Here is an 18553-nt window from a genome sequence, read left to right as displayed (position 1 = left end):
CCGCACCACGGGGGAAGCTCGATATGCACACCACCACCGTCATCGTCCCTGCTCACAACGAGGAGGAAGGGCTACCGGCCACGCTGGAGTCGCTCGCGCGCCAAACCATCCGGCCTGACCGCGTCCTGGTCGTGGACGACGCGTCCACGGACCGCACGGGCGAGGTGGCGGCATCACACGGCGTGACCGTCTTACGCCCGCCACAAAACCTGGGCAGCAAGGCCAAAGCGCAGAACTACGCCCTGCCGCACTGCACCACTGACCTGGTCCTGGCCGTCGACGCCGACACCGTCCTCGCCCCGGACTACATCGAGACCGTCGTCCCCGCCTTCGACGACCCGTCCGTCTCCGTCGCCGCAGGCATGGTCCGCACCCGGCACACCCGCACGATCTGGGAACGAGGACGCTCCACCGAGTACCTCTTCGGCTTCCACTGGCACCGGCCCATCCAGGCCCGCGCCAACAGCCCCATGGTCTGCTCGGGTTGCTGCTCCGTCTTCCGCCGCGACGACCTCGTCACCTTCGGCGGCTTCCCCGAGCGCACCATCGTCGAGGACATGGATTACACCTGGTCCCAGCAGATCGCCGGCAGACGCGCGGTCTACGTCTCCGACGCCGTCGCCCTCGCCGCCGACCCCGAAGACCTCACCTACCTCCGCAAACAGGTCTGGCGCTGGATGGCCGGCTTCTGCCAGAACGTCCGCCTCCACCTCGGCGCCCTGATCCGCCACAAACCCCTTCTGGCGCTCTGGGTCCTCCTCGCGCTCCTGGAGATCCTCACCGCGCCCCTGTGGTGGGCGACCCCCTTCATCGCCGCCGCAACCACTGGCCGGCCCCTGCCCCTGACCGTCGCCTGGTGGGCCGGCGCCGAACTCCTGCTGACCACCCCACCCCTCCTCTACGCCGCCCACCGCCGCAAACTCCCGCTGCCGGGAGTACTGCTGAACATCCCCTGCGTCTACGCCACCAAGACCGTCAACCTCCTCTACGCCTGGAAGGCCCTCGTCGTGGAACTGCTCCTGGTACCCCTCCATCTGGCACGGGGCCTCACCGTCTACGAAAAGGGCCGGGCCGATACGCCGACGGGCCGGGCGGGCCCGGCCGGGGCGGGTGCTGCCACCGGCTTTAGGGTGCTCGGGTGAGCAGCGCGATATCGGGTGAGCCGAGCCAGAAGCAGCAGAGCGACGAGCAGCAGAACGACAAGCAGCAGCAGAGCGACAAGAAGCGGCAAGGCGACAAGAAGCCGGGAGACGCACGGCAGCAGGGAGAGAAGAAGCCGGCATGGGGATGGCGGGTCCTCGGGCTGCTGCTCGGAATCGTGCTCCTCCTCATCGGTGCCGGAGCGGTCTTCGTCAACAGCGTCCAGGGGGTGCAGGCCACCGGCCTGGTGGGCACACGCGGCACCTTCACCGTGGACTACTGCTCCGACACCAACCCCGGCGGGAAGAATTCCGACTACGAGTGCCGGGGCACCGTCGTGGTCCCCGCTGAGGGGGGCGACCCCGAGCGGGGAACCCTGGAGAACGCGGAGGACTATCCGGCCGGCACGAAGCTCGATGTGGCCGAGGGCTGGCTGGGCAGCGGCGAGAAGTTCCGGGAGACCGGGGTGGGGGCGACCCTGGGCTCCGTCATGTGGCTGTTCTTCGGCCTGGTGACCCTGGCGATGGGTGTGGCCCAGTCCTCTAAATGGGCGAAGAGCTTCAAGAAGCCGAAGAGCTTCAAGAAATAGACGGCACCAGCGACGGCAATCAGAGACGACATCAGAGACGGCATCAGAGAGGGCATCCGTCGCGTTGCCAGGCCGTACACCGCTGCGTACGACGGCGTTGCGATGACGTGTGGCGGGCGGCGGCGTGAGATCCCGGAGGAGGTACGAACGATGGGCGGGACCTGGGCAGGCGTGCGGGAGCGTGTTCTCGCGCTGCGGAACGCACCGCGGTGGTGGGCGGTCTTCGGCGCCGACTTCCCTCACCACGGCCATCACTTCGACCTGCTGCCCGCCCTCACCGAGGAGCAGCTACGCGCGGTCGAGCGCTGGCGCGGCACCGAACTGCCCGAGGAGTACCGCACGTTCCTCCTGGAGGTGGGCGCGGGCGGCGCGGGCCCCGACTACGGACTGTTCCCGATCAGGCCGCCCGAGCCCGACGCCCCACCCGCCACCGGTCACAGTGCGCTGCCCTTCCGCCCCGAGCTCACCGCCGAACTCGACGAACACGAGTACGCGGAGCCCCAGCGGGCCGACTACCCGGACGACGATGCCTTCTCCGCCGCGTACGACACCTGGGAGGCCCGCCACGACGAGCTCTACGACGCCCTGACCGAGGGCACCCTGTGCATCAGCTCCCAGGGCTGTGCGTACTACTCGCTCCTGGTGGTCACCGGCCCCCAGCGGGGCACCATATGGGAGGACGTACGGGCCGTCGGCGAGGGGCTGGTGCCCGTCCAACTGCGCGGCAGGACGGGGCCCGTTTCGTTCGCGGAGTGGTACCTGAACTGGCTCCACCACGCCGAACGCCAAGCCTGGGACACCACGACCGAACCCCCGCCACGCCTCCAGTTCACCTCCAGGGAGGGCTCATGACCGACGCACGAAGCGGCCCTCGCCCCCTGGCCGCGTCTGTGGCAGAGAGGGGCCCGACTTCGACCACGGCATGGCCGAGCCGGGGCCGGATCCATGCGTTGTCGCGCTCGATGCCGAGTACACCGCCGAGGAAGGCCATATCGAGGACTTCGGCGGGGGTCTTCCAGCGGAACGGGACACGGGAGACATGAGCGGGAAAGTCTTCCTCGGCGGTGGTTCCCGGGCCGAACGACTGCTTGGGGCGCGGGCCGTCGACGGTGTACCGGTGGGCGAAGAAGGCGGTGATCCACCCCGTGACCCGGTCCCCGCCGGAGGCGGACTCCCACTTGTAGAGCGAGCGCCAGAACTCGTGGTCGACGCCCCATCCCGAGGCTGCCGCCCAGATCGCGTCCAGCACCGGTTGCAGCGCGGTCAACCACGGCCGCAGCCCCTCGAACCACTCCGCCAGCTCCCGTACGCGCGCGGCCAGCAGGCGCCAGTCCCGGCCGGTGCCCTCCAGTCGGATGCGGGGGATGCCGCAGAGCGTCTCCCACCGGAAGCGGTAGTACGGGCTGACCACGTCCATCAGCGCCACCAGTGTGGCCGTGGCCTCGGCGGGGGTGGTGGTCGAGAAGGCCGGCTGGAAGAGGTCGGCCACCTCGTCGCCGATCCGCTCGCGCAGGGGCTGCTGGACCAGGTTGATCGAGCGCTGCCAGTCCTGCGGGGCCAGGTCGTCGCGGACGGTGATGGTCTGCCGGTGTCCGGGCGTGTCGGTGAAGAGCCCTTCGTAGGTACCGGAGTTCAGCCGGACGTGCACGGCGACCTCGTGCACGACGGCGTACCAGAGCACGTCGGGCGAGAGGCTCAGCGGCAGATGGGCCGTGAAGCACAGGTGGACGGCGCGCAGCAGGAGGCTGGAGGTGGGCTCGGTGGTGTCCGGAGCGTCGGCCGTGGGCCGGCCGAGGAGGCGGTCGGTGCTGCGGTGGTGGATGCGGACCGGGGCGCCGGCCGCCGCCCGCAGGAAGCGGGCGTTGTCGATTTCGGTGAGTTCGGCGGCGAGCCGAGCGGCACCGGCGTCTTCACCGAGCGGCAGATCGATTTCCAAAGCCCTTCGCATTCCTCAGGGGAGCCAGGCCGTAACCGCCGTAGCCGCCGTGACCACCGGCGACCGAGCCGTGGGCGAGCAGCGATTCCTGCGCGCCATTGCCGATGAGTCATGTGTGGTCATGCGTGGTCATGTATGGGTCATGTGCGCGGGCGGACCGGTGAACGGCCGGTAAGTGGAGTCGTTCCGATCCTAGAAGGCGGGCCTGGGCGGAGGGTTTTCGGGGGTGTGCACGGCTCTTGAACGGGAGGCGCTGTGCGGGCGGTTGGCGGGTGGGGCGTAGCGTTCGGGGCGGCCGCCCGGGGAGTGTTCCGGGCGGCGCGGAGCTTGGGGGTTTGGGGATGGTGCGTCTTTCTGGTCGGTCGCGGGTCGTGGCCGGTGTGGCCGTCGCGGGGGCCGTGGTCGCCGGCGCGGTGGTGGTGCGCGAGATGAACTCGCCCGCGTTCGGTGTGGAGGCGGCGCCGAGCGGTGGCGGACCGGAGTGCACACGGATCGCGAACGGCTATCCCGACCGTCTGAACGGGCAGGAGCGGGATCGCGTCGATCTGCCGGGAGTCGCGGTGTGGGGGAGTGGGGCGGTGGTGCTGCGCTGCGGGCTGACGCCGCCCCGCCCGACGACGGATACCTGCGTGAGTGTCGACGAGGTGGACTGGGTGCTGAGGGAGGCCCGGTCCCGGGACGGCAGGAAGCTGCTCATCACCTACGGGCGGCATCCGGCGGTGGAGGCCGCGATCTCGGACCAGGCCCCCGAACTCGACGCGCTGCTCGTGGAATTGAGCAGGATCGTCAAGCCGCTGCGGCAGCACGAGCACTGCATCTGAACACGGCCGCTGGAAACCGGCCGTTCCCAACGGGTTCGGGCCGGGCGGACAGGATCCCGTGATATCCATACCGGGGTGTATCGGCGGAGGTGCGGGGTGCTCACTGGGCGCATATGGCAGACCATTGGGCTGGTTTCTGTCCTTGCGTTCTTCGTGGCGGTCCTCGTCCTGAGTGAGGTGCACCTCGCGAGCGGATACGGCATCAGGGACGAGGGGCCGGGCTCGCATCCGCGGACCGTGGGCGAATACCGCCACCAGGACCAGGGGCGTGGATATTCCGGCGGTGCCGTAGTTCCGGAGGGGGAAGATTGAAGCGTGTACTGAATGCCGTGACGCTGGGCGCGGCGGTGACCGCCCTGCTGGGGTCCGTGATTGCCGGACCGGCGCAGGCTTCCGGACAAGGGGAGGTCCGGGCAGCGCACGCCGACGGGCGTTACGACTGCACCAACGGCTGGTTCTGTACCTGGGACGGCGAGGGCTACCGGCAGAACGAGACCTGGGCGGAATCCAAGGACGTGTCCTTCGCGAAGTGCGACCAGGGGTCATGGAACCCCCGGGGGAAATACCTGCCCCGCTCCGCCTGGAACCGTACGAATCACACCTGGTACGGAAAGGACAAGAACGGGACGGTGCGTCAGACGGTCCGCAAAAAGGCTATGCACGGATCCCTTGCCCCGGACTTAGCGGAGTGGAAGTCGATAACCCACTGGTGCTGGAAGTAGCGCCCTCGGCGAATTGCCGCCGCGGCCCGCACAATGCGTTCCGGGAAATTCAGGGGTGGGAGAGCCGCAAGTCGATCCAGGGGATCGTGTCTCCTGGCAGCAGATATCGCTCGGTCTCGACGAACCCGTGTTTCTGCGCGAATCGCAGACCGTCCTCGTTGGAGGACAGGACCACGGTCTCGATCACCTCGGCACCCGATTCCCGCGCCCGGTGGAGACCGCGTGCGTAGAGCCGCCCGCCGATCCCCTGCCTGCGGTGACCGGCGAGCACGCGGGCGATCACCGTCGCCGTAGAGGTGCCGTCCGTCGGCGGACGCACCGTGCTGCACCCCACGAGGACGTCATCGAGGTAGACGACCTCCAGGTGGTGGCGCTGGGCACGTTCCCGTACCTCGTCCAGAGACAGGACGTGGGTGGGGATGATGACGTTGTGGACGTACTGCCAGTCTGTGAGCGTGGCGTCGTCGTCCGGCTGCTGGATGCGAAGGCGGGACACCGCCACAGGAGATCCGATGGCACCTCGGACGTCAACTCTGTTTGCGGCGTGCGCACAGGACGTCGGTGGTGAGGTGTTGCAGAGCGCGTTCGGCGGTCTGGCGCTGGTGGGCGTCGGCCGTCGTGCCGCTGGTGGTGATGACGACGCTGCGGTGTGCGTCGTCGGTGACGCCGACGCGGACGGTGGTTCCTTCCAGGTCGCCGCCGTGGCCCCAGCGCAGTCCGCCGCACGGCAGCGGCTGACTCATCAGCCCGAGTCCGTAGCGCATGCCGGGGAGGAACGCCTGGATCTCCTTGTCCGCGGCGGGGACGGTCCGGCGCATCTCGTCGAGTGCGGCCGCGGGCAGGAGACGGCCGGTCAGCAGGGCGGTGTAGAAGCGGTCGAGGTCCTCGGCGGTGCTGATGAGCGAGCCCGCGGCGCCCGCCGTGGTCATGTTCCGGAGGGTGGTGTCGGTCCAGGTCCCTTGGGGCGCGAAGCGGTGGTAGGCGTGTGCGTGGGGCGTGCCGAGGGTGGGGTCGTCCCCCGGCTCGTAGGTGCCGGTGAGCTTCAGCGGCCGGATGATCTGGTCGCGGACGGCCGCCGCCCAGGGGCGCCCGGTGACCCTCTCGATGAGCAACCCGAGGAGGACGTAGTTGGTGTTGGAGTAGGACCAGCGGGGGTCGGCGTCGTCGGGATCGGCGGGTGGGAAGCCGGGCTCGTGCCGTAGCGCGGTGGCGAGCAGCTGGCGGGGGGTGACATGACGGAATCTGTGCTGCTCGAACTCCGCGGCCGTGCCGGAGATGTGCAGGAACTCGGGCAGGCCGCTGGTGTGCTGGAGCAGATTCCTGAGGGTGAGGCGGCGTCCGTCGTTCCCGTTTCCCCGGACCAGCCCGGGAAGGCGGCTGTCGACGCTGTCCCTCAGCGACAGCCGGCCCTCGGCCACGAGCTGGAGGACGACGGTGGCGACGAAGGACTTCGTCACGCTGCACACCCGGAACGAGGCACCCTCCGGTACCCCTTGTTCCCCGCCCGCTTCCCTGGTGCCCGCGCTCGCCCGCAGGACGCGTCGCCCGTCCCGCACGGATACGGCCACGCTGACGAAGCGGCCCTGCCGCAGAGCGTCCCGCGCATGCTGCCGGAGCCGGTGCCGGGTGAGCGGCTCCGCGGAGGCGGCGCTGCGGGGCGCGGGCGCGGCGGGCGGCAGTCGGCCCCCGGGGAGGACGGTGGCGCCCGCCGCCTTGAGCAGGGCACGTCGGCCTGGGAGGAAAGTCATCGGTTTCACTGTCCCAGCAACGGCCCGCTGCCCCGCCGTACGACACCCCCGATGTCGCCGGGGCCATCGCGTCCGGCCTCCGCCCGGTTCGCGCCCGGATCGCGCGAACCGCCGCCGTCTCCCGGATCGCGCGAACCCCCGCCGTCTCCCGGATCGCGCGAACCGCCGCCGTCTCCGCACCGGCCACTGGCCACTGGCCACCGGCCACCGGCCGCCGGCCCCCGGCCCCCGGCCGTGCCCCCTCAGGCGATCTGTGCCGTCAGATCGCCGCGGACGCCGGCCAGCACCGACTGGTCGTAACGGCGCAGCAGCAGACGGGCCAGTTCGGGGGCGGCGCCGAGGACGGGTGCGAGGACGTCGGCGCGGGCCTCGCGGGCACCGGCCGCGATCCGGTCCGGGAGGAAGCCGGGGGCGATGACGTACGGGGCGACGGCTACCCGGTGCACGCCCTCGGCGCGCAGGGCCCGCACGGCATCGGCCGTGCGGGGCAGAGATGCGGAGGCGAACGCAGGTCGCACGGCACACCAACCAGTGGTGCGCCGCCACTCCCGCGCGATTTCAGCGATCACTGCGATCGCCTCCGGGTCGGAGGAGCCCGCCGAGGCCAGCACGACCCCGGTCGAGCGACGGTCGCCGGGCCGCAGCCCGGCCTCCGTGAGCCGGCGCTCCAGCGCGGCGGTCAGGAGGGAAGAAGGGCCGAGCACCTCGGCCTGGCGGATGGCCAGCCGGGGCAGTCGCACGGCGGCCTCGTGCAGCACCGCCGGGATGTCGGACTTCGCATGGAACGCCCGGGTGAGCAGCAGCGGCATCGCCACCACGTCCCGTACCCCCTCGGCCGCCAGGCGCTCCAGGACCCGGGGCACCCGGGGCGCGTTGAAGTCGAGATGGCCGACCTCGACGCGCAGCCCCGGCCGCAGCGCCCGTACCCGCGCGCAGAGCGCGGACACGGTCGCCGCGTGCCGCGGATCGCGGCTGCCGTGGGCGACGACGAGAAGCGTGGGGTGAGTGGGACGTATGTGCATGGTTCAGCTCTTGACCAGGAGGCCGCGGCTGCGCAGCACCCGCCGCTCGATCGGCGCGAAGATCAGCAGCTCGATACCGATACCGACGATCAGGATCAGCAGGATCGCGGACAGCACCCAGGACATGTCCTGGAGCTCGCGGCCCTGCTCCAGCAGCTGGCCCAGACCGGTGCCCAGATCGGGCGCGTTGACGATGAGCTCGGCGGCCATCAGGGAGCGCCAGGAGAACGCCCAGCCCTGCTTGAGGCCGGCGATGTAGCCGGGCAGCGCGGCCGGCAGCAGCACATGCCGCACCCCGGCCAGACCCGTCGCACCGATGGTGCGGCCCGCCCGCAGGTAGAGCGGGGAGATCTGGTCGACGCCCGCCACCAGGCCGTTGGCGATGGAGGGGACGGCGCCGAGCAGCACCACCGCGTAGATGGTGGCGTCGCTCAGCCCGAACCAGATGATCGCCGCCGGGACCCAGGCCACCGAGGGCAGCGACTGCAGACCGCTCAGGATCGGGCCGATCGCGGCCCGTACGGCCTTGATCTTGGCGACGATCAGCCCGAGCACCGTGCCGATGGCGACCGAGGCCAGGAAGCCCAGGGCGCCGCGGGAGACGCTGGTCCACACGAAGTCCAGCAGGGTGCCTTCGAGCCACTTCTCCTGCAGCGAGCGGGCCACTTCCACCGGGCTCGGCAGCAGATAGTGGGCCTTCAGCTCGAAGTGGTAGGCGAGCTGCCACAGTCCCAGCACGATCGCGATGGCGACGAGGGGAGGGACCGCCTTGGAGGCGGCGGTGCGCAGCCAGGGCTGACGGGTGACGACCGTGGACTCCAGGGCGTCGAGCCCGGCTTCCAGACCGGCGATGTCGCTGGTGGCGTCCCGCTTCTCGGTGGCGTCGGCGGTGTCGGCCGGTGCGGCGGCGGACTCGGCCGAGGTCTCAGTGCTGGCCATGGCGGCGGATCTCCCCACGGAGCTGTTCGGTGATTTCGATGGACAGGTCGGCGACCGCGGCGTCCTCGATGCGGCGCGGCTGGGGGATGTCCACCTGCCACTCGCGGGCGATCCGGCCCGGCCGGGAGGACAGCAGCACCACCCGCTCGGCCAGCCGCACCGCCTCACGGACGTTGTGGGTGACGAACAGGACCGAGAGGTTGCCGGCGGAGCCGCTGTCGTTCTGCTCCTGCCAGATGCGGGTCAGCTCGTCGTGCAGCACATCGCGGGTGATCGCGTCCAGCGCGGCGAACGGCTCGTCCATCAGCAGCAGTTGGCTGTCCTGGGCGAGCGCACGGGCCATCGCCACGCGCTGGCGCATACCGCCCGACAGCTCGTGCACCCGCTTGCCGTAGGCGCCCTTGAGCCGGACGAGTTCCAGCAGCCGCTCGGCCTCGTCGCGGCGCTCGGCGCGCGGCACCCCGCGCAGCCGCAGCGCCAGTTCGATGTTGCGGCCCGCGGTCAGCCAGGGGAACAGCGCATGTTCCTGGAACATCAGGGCCGGCCGGCCGCCGGGCGTCTCGATGGTGCCGACGGACGGCGCGTCCAGGCCCGCCACGAGGTTGAGCAGGGTGGACTTGCCGCAGCCCGAGGCCCCCAGGAGGCAGACGAACTCGCCGGGTGCCACATCGATGCTGATGTCGTCCAGCACCTGCTGCTGTGCGCCGGCACGGCCGAACGACTTCGAGACATGGTCGATGCGAGCCGCGTACGGCACGGTGGTGCCCGTGTCCGCCGTGGCGGGCTGCTGCTTGGTGAGCGTGGTGGTCGTCATCGGTGTCACCTCCTGGGAGCGCGGTGCTGCGGGCTACTTGCTGCCGAGGCCGGCGTCGTCGACCGGCTGCTTGCCCTCGGCCTTGAGCACCTTGTTCAGCAGCGTGAGGTCGTAGATGCCCTTGAGGTCGGGCTTCTCCAACAGGCCCGCCTTGACGGCGTGGTCGGCCTCCTCCTGGAGGGTGGCGGCCAGCGGGTCATCGGTGATGTCGATGTTCTTGAACGCCGGGTCGAGGACGTCGCCGGGCAGCGGCTTGCCGGCGATGTCGGGCTGCGCGAGCTTGTCGTTGAGCGCCTTCTTCGCCTCGGCCGGGTGCGAACGGATCCAGGCGTTGGTCTTCACCGAGGCGCGCAGTACGGCCTCGACGGCCTTCGGGTGCTCCTTGAGGAAGCGCTGCGAGACGATGACGTTCGTGATGACGAACTTCCCGTCCTTCCACAGCCTCTTCTCGTCCAGGATCGTCTTGCCGCCCGCGGCCACGAGCTTGGAGGCGGTCGGCTCGGGCACCCAGGCGCCGTCGATGGAGCCCTGCTCGAAGGCGGTCGGCGTCACCTTGTTGTCGGTGCGCTGGACCGTGACGTCACCCGTGCCGGTGGTGGCGTCGACCTTGTAGCCCTTCTCGGCCAGGAAGTTCAGCAGCGCCACGTCCTGCGTGTTGCCCAGCTGCGGGGTGGCGATCTTCTTGCCCTTGAGGTCGTTCAGTCCCTTGATCTTCTTGGGGTTGACGACGAGCGAGACACCACCGGAGGCCGAGCCCGAGATGATCTTCAGGCTCTTGCCCTTCGACTTGGTGTAGCCGTTGATCGAGGGGGAGGGGCCGATCCAGCCGATGTCGATGGCGTTCGAGTTGAGCGCCTCGATCTCCGCGGGGCCCGCGTTGAAGACCGAGGACTTGATCTCGGTGCCGCCCAGTTCCTTCTGGAACAGGCCCTTCTGGAGGCCGATCAGGGGGGTGGCGTGCGTGGTGTTGCCGAAGAACCCGATCTTGACCTGATCGAGCCCGTCGGTCTTGGCGCCCTTGGGGGCGACGCCGGCAGATGTGTCCTTCTTGGCCTCGGAGCCGTAGCCGCAGGCGCCCAGCGCGCCGACAAGGAGCGGGACGGTTGCGGCGGCCGCCAGCAGGCGGTGTCGAACGGCAGACACGGGAGGAGTTCCTCTCGGAGGGCCGGGGCAGTACGCGCCCGTACTACGGCGCGCCCGGCGGAGCGATGGATCTTCGGAAAGGAGGCGTGGGGGGTACGGAGTCGTGCATCGTCAGCACACACATCGGCCGACTCCGCCCTGACCGCTGCCTAGGGCGCCGCTGCCGACACGGCCGCCCTCCTTCGCGAAGGTCGAGAAGACGTCCTGGGCTATCTCGGGCATGTTCAGAAGTCCCATCCCTCGTCGTCCGCCCCGGCTTCCGGTGCGGCGTCCGCGGCCGCCTCCGCGAACGCGGTGCCCGCCATCCCCGCGGTCAGCGTCGTCCCGTCCGCCGGGTCGATCAGCAGGAACGAGCCGGTGCGGCGGGAGTCCGCGTAGGCGTCCAGCGCCAGCGGCTCGGCCGTACGGATCACGACCCGGCCGATGTCGTTGGCGGCCAGCTCGCCCGGCGCCGGGTGCTGGGAGAGGTCGTCCAGCGTCAGCCGGGACGGGATGTCCTTGACGATCGCCTTGACGGTACGGGTGGTGTGCTTGAGCAGCACCCGCTGGCCGACGGTCAGCGGACGGTCCGCCACATGGCAGACGGTCGCCTCGACGTCCTGGGAGACGGCCGGTGCCGTAGCCGTCGGAACGATCAGGTCGCCGCGCGAGATGTCGATGTCGTCGGCCAGGCGCACGGTCACCGACTGCGGTGCCCAGGCGACGTCCACGGCCTGCCCGAGCGCGTCGATCGCCTCGACGGCGGTCGTCCGGCCCGAGGGCAGAACGGTCACCGCGTCCCCGACGCGCAGCACACCGGAGGCGATCTGGCCCGCGTAGCCGCGGTAGTCGGGGTGCTCGGCGGTCTGCGGGCGGATCACGTACTGCACCGGGAAACGGGCGGGGTCGTCCGACGGGTCGGCGACGACCGGCACGGTCTCCAGGTGCTCCAGCACGGTCGGGCCGCCGTACCAGTCCATGTTGGCCGACGGGGACACGACGTTGTCGCCGGCCAGCGCCGAGATCGGGATCGCGGTGATCTCCGGCACGCCCAGCGAGGCCGCGTACGTCGTGAACTCCTCGGCGATCGCGGCGAAGACGGACTCCCGGTAGTCCACCAGGTCCATCTTGTTGACGGCCAGGACGACGTGCGGGACGCGCAGCAGGGCGGCGACCGCGGCATGCCGGCGGGTCTGCTCGACCACGCCGTTGCGGGCGTCGACCAGCACCACGGCCAGCTCGGCGGTGGAGGCGCCGGTGACCATGTTGCGGGTGTACTGCACATGACCTGGGGTGTCGGCGAGGATGAAGCGGCGCCGCGGTGTGGCGAAGTAGCGGTAGGCGACGTCGATGGTGATGCCCTGCTCGCGCTCGGCGCGCAGCCCGTCGGTCAGCAGCGCCAGGTCCGGCGTCTCCTGCCCGCGGCCCAGCGACGCGCGCTCGACGGCCTCCAGCTGGTCGGCGAGCACCGACTTGGAGTCGTGCAGCAGCCGTCCGACCAGCGTGGACTTGCCGTCGTCGACGGAACCGGCGGTGGCGAAGCGCAGCAGCGAGGTGGCACCCGCGTCAACGGTGTGGATCGTGCTCATGGTTAGAAGTACCCCTCGCGCTTACGGTCCTCCATGGCGGCCTCGGACAGCTTGTCGTCGGCCCTCGTCGCGCCCCGCTCGGTGAGCCGGGACGCGGCGATCTCCGCGATCACGGCCTCGATGGTGTCGGCGTCGGAGTCGACGGCGCCGGTGCAGGACATGTCACCGACGGTGCGGTAGCGCACCTGCCGGACCTCCAGGCTCTCGCCGTCCTTCGGGCCGCCCCACTCACCGGGCGCCAGCCACATCCCGCTGCGGGCGAACACCTCACGCTCGTGGGCGTAGTAGATGGCGGGCAGTTCGATCTTCTCGCGGGCGATGTACTGCCACACGTCCAGCTCGGTCCAGTTGGACAGCGGGAAGACCCGCACATGCTCGCCGGGCGAGTGGCGGCCGTTGTAGAGCTGCCACAGCTCGGGGCGCTGCCGGCGCGGGTCCCAGCCGCCGAACTCGTCGCGCAGCGAGAAGACCCGCTCCTTGGCGCGCGCCTTCTCCTCGTCGCGGCGGCCGCCGCCGAAGACCGCGTCAAAGCGGTTCTTCTCGATGGCGTCCAGCAGCGGGACGGTCTGCAGCGGGTTACGGGTGCCGTCGGGGCGCTCGCGCAGCTCACCGCGGTCGATGAAGTCCTGCACGGAGGCGACGTGCAGCCGCAGGCCGTGCCGCTCCACGGTGCGGTCGCGGTAGTCGAGGACCTCGGGGAAGTTGTGCCCGGTGTCGACGTGCAGCAGGGAGAAGGGGATCGCGGCGGGCGCGAACGCCTTGAGCGCCAGGTGCAGCATGACGATCGAGTCCTTGCCGCCGGAGAACAGGATCACCGGCCGCTCGAACTCGCCCGCCACCTCGCGGAAGATGTGCACCGCCTCGGACTCCAGGGCGTCCAGGTGCGACAGCGCGTAAGGGTTGTCGATGTCCCCGGTCGTGGTGGCGACGGTGGTCATGCTGCGCCCCTTTCGTTCGCTTCTCCGCCCGCGCGGCGCAGCGGCGCGGCTGTCGTCGTTGTCTGCGGCCGAGCGGCCGCGCGCACGTCGCTCACAGCAGTCCCCTCTCGGAAAGCAGCGCGTAAAGCGCCGCCGCGGACTCCTGCACGGTCTGGGTGTGCGACTCGATCCGCAGATCGGGCGATTCGGGCTGCTCGTAGGGGTCGTCCACGCCCGTCAGGCCGGAGATCTCACCGGCTGCCTGCTTGGCGTACAGCCCCTTCACATCGCGCTCGGAGCACACCTCGACCGGGGTGGCCACATGCACCTCCAGATACGCGGTGCCCTCGCTCTGGTGGCGCTTGCGTACCGCCTCGCGGCTGTCCGCGTACGGCGCGATCACCGGCACCAGCGCCTTGACGCCGTTGCTCGCCAGCAGCTCGGCGACGAAGCCGATGCGCTGGACGTTGGTGTGCCGGTCCGCGCGGGTGAAACCGAGGCCCGCGGAGAGGAACTCGCGGATCTCGTCGCCGTCGAGCACCTCGACGCGGTGACCCTCCTCGCGCAGCGTGGCGGCCAGCTCGCGCGCGATGGTGGTCTTGCCGGCGCTCGGCAGACCGGTCAGCCAGATCGTGGCGCCCGTCATGGATATCTCCTGATGCTCTGTCATCCGTGCAGCCCGCACTCGGTCTTGTTGCTCCCTGCCCAGCGGCCGGACCTGGCGTCCTCGCCCGCCGGCACCCGGCGGGTGCAGGGCGCGCAGCCGACGGAGGCGTAGCCGTCCATCAGCAGCGGGTTGGTGAGCACGCCGTGCTCGGCCACGTAGGCGTCCACGTCGGCCTGCGTCCAGCGGGCGATCGGCGAGACCTTCACCTTCTGCCGCTTGGGGTCCCAGCCGACGACCGGGGTGTTCGCCCGGGTCGGCGACTCGTCCCGGCGCAGCCCCGTCGCCCAGGCGTCGTACCCGGTCAGACCCTCTTCGAGCGGCTTGACCTTGCGCAGCGCGCAGCACAGGTCCGGGTCGCGGTCATGCAGCTTCGGGCCGTACTCGGCGTCCTGCTCGGCCACCGTCTGACGCGGTGTCAGGGTGATGACGTTGACGTCCATCACCTCGGCGACCGCGTCCCGGGTCCCGATGGTCTCCGGGAAGTGGTAGCCGGTGTCCAGGAAGACCACGTCCACGCCCGGGAAGGCCCGCGAGGCCAGGTGCGCGACGACCGCGTCCTCCATCGAGGAGGTGACGCAGAAGCGCGGACCGAAGGTCTGTGCGGCCCACGTGAGGATCTCCAGGGCGGGCGCGTCCTCCAGGTCGCGGCCCGCCTGTTCGGCGAGCTGCTGAAGGTCGGTAGCGGTGGTCACGGCGTACCTCCGTCTGTGACAGGGGAGTTGGCGGACGCCCCCGGGGCCAGCAGCCCCAGGAACTTCAGCCGGAACGCGCGGCTGCAGGACCGGCATTCCCACGCCCCGTGGCCCTCCTCGGAGGGCCGCAGGTCCTCGTCGCCGCAGTACGGGCAGTAGAACGGGGCGGCGCGTTCGCTCACTTCAACGCACCCTCTTCCGCCCGCGCCGCCCAGGTGGCGAAGCGCTCGCTCTCCTCGCGCTGCGCCTCGAAGTTGCGCAGCACCCGCTCGATGTAGTCGGGGAGCTCGTCGGCGGTGACCTTCAGGCCGCGCACCTTGCGGCCGAAGCCGGGCTCCAGGCCCAGCGCGCCGCCCAGGTGCACCTGGTAGCCCTCGACCTGGTTGCCGTCGTCGTCCAGCACCAGCTGCCCCTTGAGTCCGATGTCCGCGACCTGGATGCGGGCGCAGGCGTTCGGGCAGCCGTTGAGGTTGATGGTCAGCGGCTCGTCGAAGTCCGGGAGGCGGCGCTCCAGCTCGTCGATCAGCGACGCGCCGCGACCCTTGGTCTCCACGATCGCCAGCTTGCAGAACTCGATGCCGGTGCAGGCCATGGTGCCGCGGCGGAACGGCGAGGGGGTGACCCGGAAGTCCAGCGCCTCCAGGCCCGCGACCAGCGACTCGACCTGGTCCCGCTCGACGTCGAGGATGATCATCTTCTGCTCGACGGTGGTCCGCAGCCGGTCCGAGCCGTGCGCCGCGGCCAGCTCGGAGATCTTGGTGAGCGTGGCGCCGTCCACCCGGCCGACGCGCGGCGCGAAGCCGACGTAGAAGCGGCCGTCCTTCTGCTCGTGCACACCGATGTGGTCGCGCCACTTCTGCGCGGGCTCCGCCGGCGCCGGGCCGTCGACCAGCTTGCGCTCCAGGTACTCGTCCTCCAGCACCTGACGGAACTTCTCCGGGCCCCAGTCGGCCATCAGGAACTTCAGCCGGGCGCGGGTGCGCAGCCGGCGGTAGCCGTAGTCCCGGAAGAGCCCGACGACACCGGCCCAGACGTCCGCGACCTCGTCCAGCGGCACCCAGGTGCCCAGGCGCTGGGCGAGCTTGGGGTTGGTGGACAGTCCGCCGCCGACCCACAGGTCGAAGCCGGGGCCGTGCTCGGGGTGGACGACGCCGACGAAGGCGACGTCGTTGATCTCGTGGACCACGTCCTGGACCGGGGAGCCGGAGATCGCGGTCTTGAACTTGCGCGGCAGGTTGGAGAACTCCTTGCTGCCGATGTAGCGCTCGTGGATCTCGTCCACGGCCGGGGTGCCGTCGATGATCTCGTCCGCGGCGATGCCGGCCACCGGGGAGCCGATGATCACGCGCGGGCAGTCACCGCACGCCTCGGTCGTGGAGAGCCCGACGGCCTCCAGCTTCTCCCAGATGGCGGGGACGTCCTCGATGCGGATCCAGTGCAGCTGGATGTTCTGCCGGTCGGTGATGTCCGCGGTGCCGCGGGCGTACTGCTCGGAGACCTCGCCGATGGCGCGCAGCTGGGCCACGGTCAGCCGTCCGCCGTCGATGCGGACCCGCAGCATGAAGTACTTGTCGTCCAGCTCCTCGGGCTCCAGGACCGCGGTCTTGCCGCCGTCGATCCCGGGCTTGCGCTGGGTGTACAGGCCCCACCAACGCATCCGCCCGCGCAGGTCGTTGGGGTCGATCGAGTCGAATCCCGCCTTGGAGTAGATCGTCTCAATGCGCGTCCGCACATTGAGACCGTCGTCGTCCTTCTTGAACTGCTCATTGCCGTTCAGCGGCGTGAAGTGCCCCACGGCCCACTGGCCCTCGCCGCGGTGGCGTCCGGCCTTGCGGCGGGTCGTGGCTGCGGTGGCGGCACCCCCGGCCGGAGGCTGGGGGCGTTCTGGGGTGGCGGCCATGGGTGTACGTCCTTCTGGGCGGGCTCAAGGGTCGGGACCAGCGCCGGGCACCCACGGTGACCTGCGCGGACACACCGAAGAGCGGCGCGTTGGTGACGCGTCGGGAGGTCTGCGGATCGTGGGGTCTTGGCGCGTCCGCGACGATGGGGACGGCGGGAAGTTCGGTGGTGCTGGGTGCTGTCCAGGGCCGATTGCCCCAGGTGGGTACAGCCTCAGCGCGCCCGACAAATGGCGCTGGACATGCGGCCGAGGTCGACGTGCCGCCGACTCACCAAGGCAATTCCAGCTCGAGACATGACGGAAGCCTGGCACGCCGTTCTCCGGCCAGTCCACCGTTATCCAGAATATGGACACCACTGTCTCGAATGGGGAGACAGTGTGGCGCCGGTCACTCCGCGTTGGGTGTGCGGGGCGCGACCGGCCCCGCGCCCGGCCAGGGTCCCGGGGCCGGTACGTCGGGCTCCTCGGTCACCGTGGTGTCGTACAGCCGGAACCCGCGCCGCTGGTAGTTGGCCATCGCGTGCGCGCCGTCCTGGGAGCAGGTGTGCAGCCACACCCGCCGCGTCGGCGCCTGCCCCGGCCAGCGCTCGGCCAGGTCCCAGGCCCGCGCGACCCCGTACGTCAGCAGGTGCCCGCCGATCCGGCGCCCCCGGAAGGCCGGGACGAGCCCGAAGTAGACGATCTCCACGGAGCCGTCCGGGGCGGCGTCCAGCTCGACGAACCCGGCGGGGGTGTTCCGCTCGTACGCCACCCAGGTCTCCACACCCGGCCGCCCGAGGTACTCCGCCCACCGCGCGTACGGCCACACCAGCCGGTCGGTCCAGGTGACGTCCCCGCCGACCGCGGTATAGAGGAAGCGGCTGAATTCGGGCGACGGTATCTCGGACCGGGCGATACGGACGCCCTGCTCGGCCGGCGGCTCCTGCGCGGGGGAGAGGTCGGCGCGGGAGGTCTGCTCGAGGTACCAGGTGGTGACCGAGATGCTCATGCGGCCAGCACATCACACCGGAATCCGGCGGCCGGGCCGGGGTGCGGCGGCCCGGGCGGGGCCATGGACGCGCCGCGCGACCGAACACGTCCGGATTGTGAGACATCGGCTCAGCGTGTGGAACGCCCGATCCCTAGGGAGCGGACCGCGTCATCAGGGAGCGGACCGTGTCATCCGCGCGAAGACCACCACGTTGCCCGTGTAGCCCGCGCCCGCGGAGTAGGCGCCGCCGCAGGTCAGCACGCGCAGCTCGGGCCGTCCGGTGTCGCGGTAGACCGACCGGGCGGGGAATCGCCGCTTGTCGAAGACCTGGACGCGGTAGATCTCGAAGACCGCGGTCCGCCCGTCCTCACGGATCACCTGGATCGTCCCGCCCCTTCCCAGCGCGCCCAGCCGGTAGAAGACCGCGGGCCCGCCGGTGCTGTCGACATGCCCGACCAGGACGGCGGTGCCGCGCTCGCCGGGGGTCGGTGCGCCCGTGTACCAGCCCGCCAGGTGGGCGTCCTGGGCGGGCGGGGCCTCGATCCGGCCGTGCCCGTCCAGTCCCAGCGGCAGTAGCGGGGCGGACACCTGGATCGACTCGATCGACACCAGGGCGGGGGCGGAGCGGGGCAGCGGCGGGGCGGTGCCGTCGGGCGGCGCGGCGCCGGGGAACCGGACGGCGGCGGTGCCCGGCTGCGGCGGCCCGTCCGCCTCACCGGACAGTCCGTGGCGCAGCATGCCGAACCCGGCGAGGCCGACCAGCGCGAGTACGCCCCAGCCCGGCCGCCGCCGGGCCGCCGACCGCCCCTGCTCCGCCTCCGGCGAGCCCGTACGGCTCATCGCTCACCTCCCGCGGCCGCGCGCCCGGGAGCGCACCGCCTCCGGTTGGCACGCTAGAGCGCGGCCGGGGGGCCGGCGAGCGCAGACCGCTGAACGAGTGGCCGGAGTCCCGCAGGCCGCTGTTG

21 protein-coding genes are annotated in these 18553 nt (G+C 70.9%); 5 read left to right on the top strand and 16 right to left on the bottom strand.

All coding sequences use genetic code 11. From position 1 onward, the window contains the following. The first annotated feature begins 23 nt into the window (after positions 1–23). The 3 genes from ACWD6P_RS05805 to ACWD6P_RS05795 all read left to right on the top strand — a co-directional run bounded on the left by ACWD6P_RS05805 (position 24) and on the right by ACWD6P_RS05795 (position 2581). Positions 24–1142 (top strand): glycosyltransferase family 2 protein, encoded by a 1119-nt coding sequence (locus ACWD6P_RS05805; protein ID WP_451442773.1) that lies wholly within the window; start codon positions 24–26, stop codon positions 1140–1142. Beyond that, positions 1139–1729, top strand: coding sequence for a hypothetical protein (locus ACWD6P_RS05800; protein ID WP_451442772.1), 591 nt, complete (start codon positions 1139–1141; stop codon positions 1727–1729). Before ACWD6P_RS05805 ends, ACWD6P_RS05800 begins: the two co-directional genes overlap by 4 nt. A 150-nt stretch (positions 1730–1879) precedes the next feature. Next, entirely contained in the window at positions 1880–2581 is a 702-nt protein-coding gene (locus ACWD6P_RS05795; RefSeq protein ID WP_451442771.1) for an SMI1/KNR4 family protein, read from the top strand. Here the strand turns inward: ACWD6P_RS05795 and ACWD6P_RS05790 are convergent. Continuing rightward, a complete protein-coding gene (locus ACWD6P_RS05790) occupies positions 2559–3665 on the bottom strand; it encodes a DUF4419 domain-containing protein (RefSeq protein WP_451442770.1) in 1107 nt (368 codons plus the stop codon). The two genes, ACWD6P_RS05795 and ACWD6P_RS05790, sit on opposite strands and share 23 nt — an antisense overlap. Before the next feature lie 341 nt (positions 3666–4006). Between ACWD6P_RS05790 and ACWD6P_RS05785 the strand changes: the two genes are divergently transcribed. Next, positions 4007–4486 (top strand): DUF3515 family protein, encoded by a 480-nt coding sequence (locus ACWD6P_RS05785; RefSeq protein WP_451442769.1) that lies wholly within the window; start codon positions 4007–4009, stop codon positions 4484–4486. 308 nt (positions 4487–4794) lie between these two features. Beyond that, positions 4795–5208, top strand: coding sequence for a peptidase inhibitor family I36 protein (locus ACWD6P_RS05780; RefSeq protein ID WP_451442768.1), 414 nt, complete (start codon positions 4795–4797; stop codon positions 5206–5208). A 49-nt stretch (positions 5209–5257) separates the two neighbouring features. Here the strand turns inward: ACWD6P_RS05780 and ACWD6P_RS05775 are convergent, their stop codons facing one another. The 15 genes from ACWD6P_RS05775 to ACWD6P_RS05705 form a co-directional block, all read right to left on the bottom strand. Then, positions 5258–5704, bottom strand: coding sequence for an N-acetyltransferase family protein (locus ACWD6P_RS05775; protein WP_451442767.1), 447 nt, complete (start codon positions 5702–5704; stop codon positions 5258–5260). Positions 5705–5735: 31 nt separating this feature from the next. Further along, a complete protein-coding gene (locus ACWD6P_RS05770) occupies positions 5736–6956 on the bottom strand; it encodes a serine hydrolase domain-containing protein (RefSeq protein ID WP_451442766.1) in 1221 nt (406 codons plus the stop codon). A gap of 242 nt (positions 6957–7198) precedes the next feature. Continuing rightward, the gene (locus ACWD6P_RS05765) at positions 7199–7978 is read right to left on the bottom strand and encodes a sirohydrochlorin chelatase (RefSeq protein WP_451442765.1); all 780 of its coding nucleotides are present in this window, start codon (positions 7976–7978) and stop codon (positions 7199–7201) included. Positions 7979–7981: 3 nt separating this feature from the next. Continuing rightward, positions 7982–8917 carry an ABC transporter permease gene (locus ACWD6P_RS05760; RefSeq protein ID WP_451442764.1) on the bottom strand — a complete coding sequence of 312 codons (936 nt, stop codon included), beginning with the start codon at positions 8915–8917 and terminating at the stop codon, positions 7982–7984. After that, a complete protein-coding gene (locus ACWD6P_RS05755; protein ID WP_451442763.1) occupies positions 8904–9731 on the bottom strand; it encodes an ABC transporter ATP-binding protein in 828 nt (275 codons plus the stop codon). The genes ACWD6P_RS05760 and ACWD6P_RS05755 overlap by 14 nt, the downstream gene beginning before the upstream one ends. A gap of 33 nt (positions 9732–9764) precedes the next feature. Continuing rightward, positions 9765–10874: an aliphatic sulfonate ABC transporter substrate-binding protein gene (locus ACWD6P_RS05750; protein ID WP_451442762.1), complete on the bottom strand. Its 1110-nt coding sequence runs from the start codon at positions 10872–10874 to the stop codon at positions 9765–9767. A gap of 224 nt (positions 10875–11098) precedes the next feature. Continuing rightward, entirely contained in the window at positions 11099–12442 is a 1344-nt protein-coding gene (locus ACWD6P_RS05745; RefSeq protein ID WP_451442761.1) for a sulfate adenylyltransferase subunit 1, read from the bottom strand. Positions 12443–12444: 2 nt separating this feature from the next. Further along, positions 12445–13380, bottom strand: coding sequence for a sulfate adenylyltransferase subunit CysD (cysD, locus tag ACWD6P_RS05740; RefSeq protein ID WP_451442760.1), 936 nt, complete (start codon positions 13378–13380; stop codon positions 12445–12447). Between the two features lie 91 nt (positions 13381–13471). Continuing rightward, positions 13472–14005: an adenylyl-sulfate kinase gene (gene cysC / locus ACWD6P_RS05735; RefSeq protein ID WP_451442759.1), complete on the bottom strand. Its 534-nt coding sequence runs from the start codon at positions 14003–14005 to the stop codon at positions 13472–13474. Positions 14006–14025: 20 nt separating this feature from the next. Next, entirely contained in the window at positions 14026–14718 is a 693-nt protein-coding gene (locus ACWD6P_RS05730; protein ID WP_451442758.1) for a phosphoadenylyl-sulfate reductase, read from the bottom strand. Continuing rightward, entirely contained in the window at positions 14715–14900 is a 186-nt protein-coding gene (locus ACWD6P_RS05725; RefSeq protein WP_451442757.1) for a hypothetical protein, read from the bottom strand. Before ACWD6P_RS05725 ends, ACWD6P_RS05730 begins: the two co-directional genes overlap by 4 nt. Beyond that, positions 14897–16618, bottom strand: coding sequence for a nitrite/sulfite reductase (locus ACWD6P_RS05720; RefSeq protein ID WP_451442756.1), 1722 nt, complete (start codon positions 16616–16618; stop codon positions 14897–14899). Before ACWD6P_RS05720 ends, ACWD6P_RS05725 begins: the two co-directional genes overlap by 4 nt. Positions 16619–16830: 212 nt before the next feature. Further along, positions 16831–16914, bottom strand: a complete 84-nt coding sequence (locus ACWD6P_RS05715; protein ID WP_381650185.1) for a putative leader peptide — start codon at positions 16912–16914, stop codon at positions 16831–16833. 92 nt (positions 16915–17006) lie between these two features. Continuing rightward, positions 17007–17606: a GNAT family N-acetyltransferase gene (locus tag ACWD6P_RS05710; protein WP_451442755.1), complete on the bottom strand. Its 600-nt coding sequence runs from the start codon at positions 17604–17606 to the stop codon at positions 17007–17009. 153 nt (positions 17607–17759) lie between these two features. Next, complete coding sequence (locus tag ACWD6P_RS05705) at positions 17760–18428, bottom strand: class F sortase (protein ID WP_451442754.1); 669 nt, start codon at positions 18426–18428, stop codon at positions 17760–17762. Positions 18429–18553: the final 125 nt, after the last annotated feature.

This window comes from Streptomyces sp. NPDC002446, assembly GCF_053595675.1.
This window is presented reverse-complemented; position numbering and strand designations above follow the sequence as displayed.

Coding starts and splice junctions, on each gene's coding strand:
- ACWD6P_RS05805 (WP_451442773.1), top strand. CDS start 24: ATGCACACCACCACCGTCATCGTCCCTGCTCACAACGAGGAGGAAGGG.
- ACWD6P_RS05795 (WP_451442771.1), top strand. CDS start 1,880: ATGGGCGGGACCTGGGCAGGCGTGCGGGAGCGTGTTCTCGCGCTGCGG.
- ACWD6P_RS05785 (WP_451442769.1), top strand. CDS start 4,007: ATGGTGCGTCTTTCTGGTCGGTCGCGGGTCGTGGCCGGTGTGGCCGTC.
- ACWD6P_RS05770 (WP_451442766.1), bottom strand. CDS start 6,956: ATGACTTTCCTCCCAGGCCGACGTGCCCTGCTCAAGGCGGCGGGCGCC.
- ACWD6P_RS05765 (WP_451442765.1), bottom strand. CDS start 7,978: ATGCACATACGTCCCACTCACCCCACGCTTCTCGTCGTCGCCCACGGC.
- ACWD6P_RS05760 (WP_451442764.1), bottom strand. CDS start 8,917: ATGGCCAGCACTGAGACCTCGGCCGAGTCCGCCGCCGCACCGGCCGAC.
- ACWD6P_RS05755 (WP_451442763.1), bottom strand. CDS start 9,731: ATGACGACCACCACGCTCACCAAGCAGCAGCCCGCCACGGCGGACACG.
- ACWD6P_RS05745 (WP_451442761.1), bottom strand. CDS start 12,442: ATGAGCACGATCCACACCGTTGACGCGGGTGCCACCTCGCTGCTGCGC.
- cysD (WP_451442760.1), bottom strand. CDS start 13,380: ATGACCACCGTCGCCACCACGACCGGGGACATCGACAACCCTTACGCG.
- cysC (WP_451442759.1), bottom strand. CDS start 14,005: ATGACGGGCGCCACGATCTGGCTGACCGGTCTGCCGAGCGCCGGCAAG.
- ACWD6P_RS05720 (WP_451442756.1), bottom strand. CDS start 16,618: ATGGCCGCCACCCCAGAACGCCCCCAGCCTCCGGCCGGGGGTGCCGCC.
- ACWD6P_RS05715 (WP_381650185.1), bottom strand. CDS start 16,914: ATGTCTCGAGCTGGAATTGCCTTGGTGAGTCGGCGGCACGTCGACCTC.
- ACWD6P_RS05710 (WP_451442755.1), bottom strand. CDS start 17,606: ATGAGCATCTCGGTCACCACCTGGTACCTCGAGCAGACCTCCCGCGCC.
- ACWD6P_RS05705 (WP_451442754.1), bottom strand. CDS start 18,428: ATGAGCCGTACGGGCTCGCCGGAGGCGGAGCAGGGGCGGTCGGCGGCC.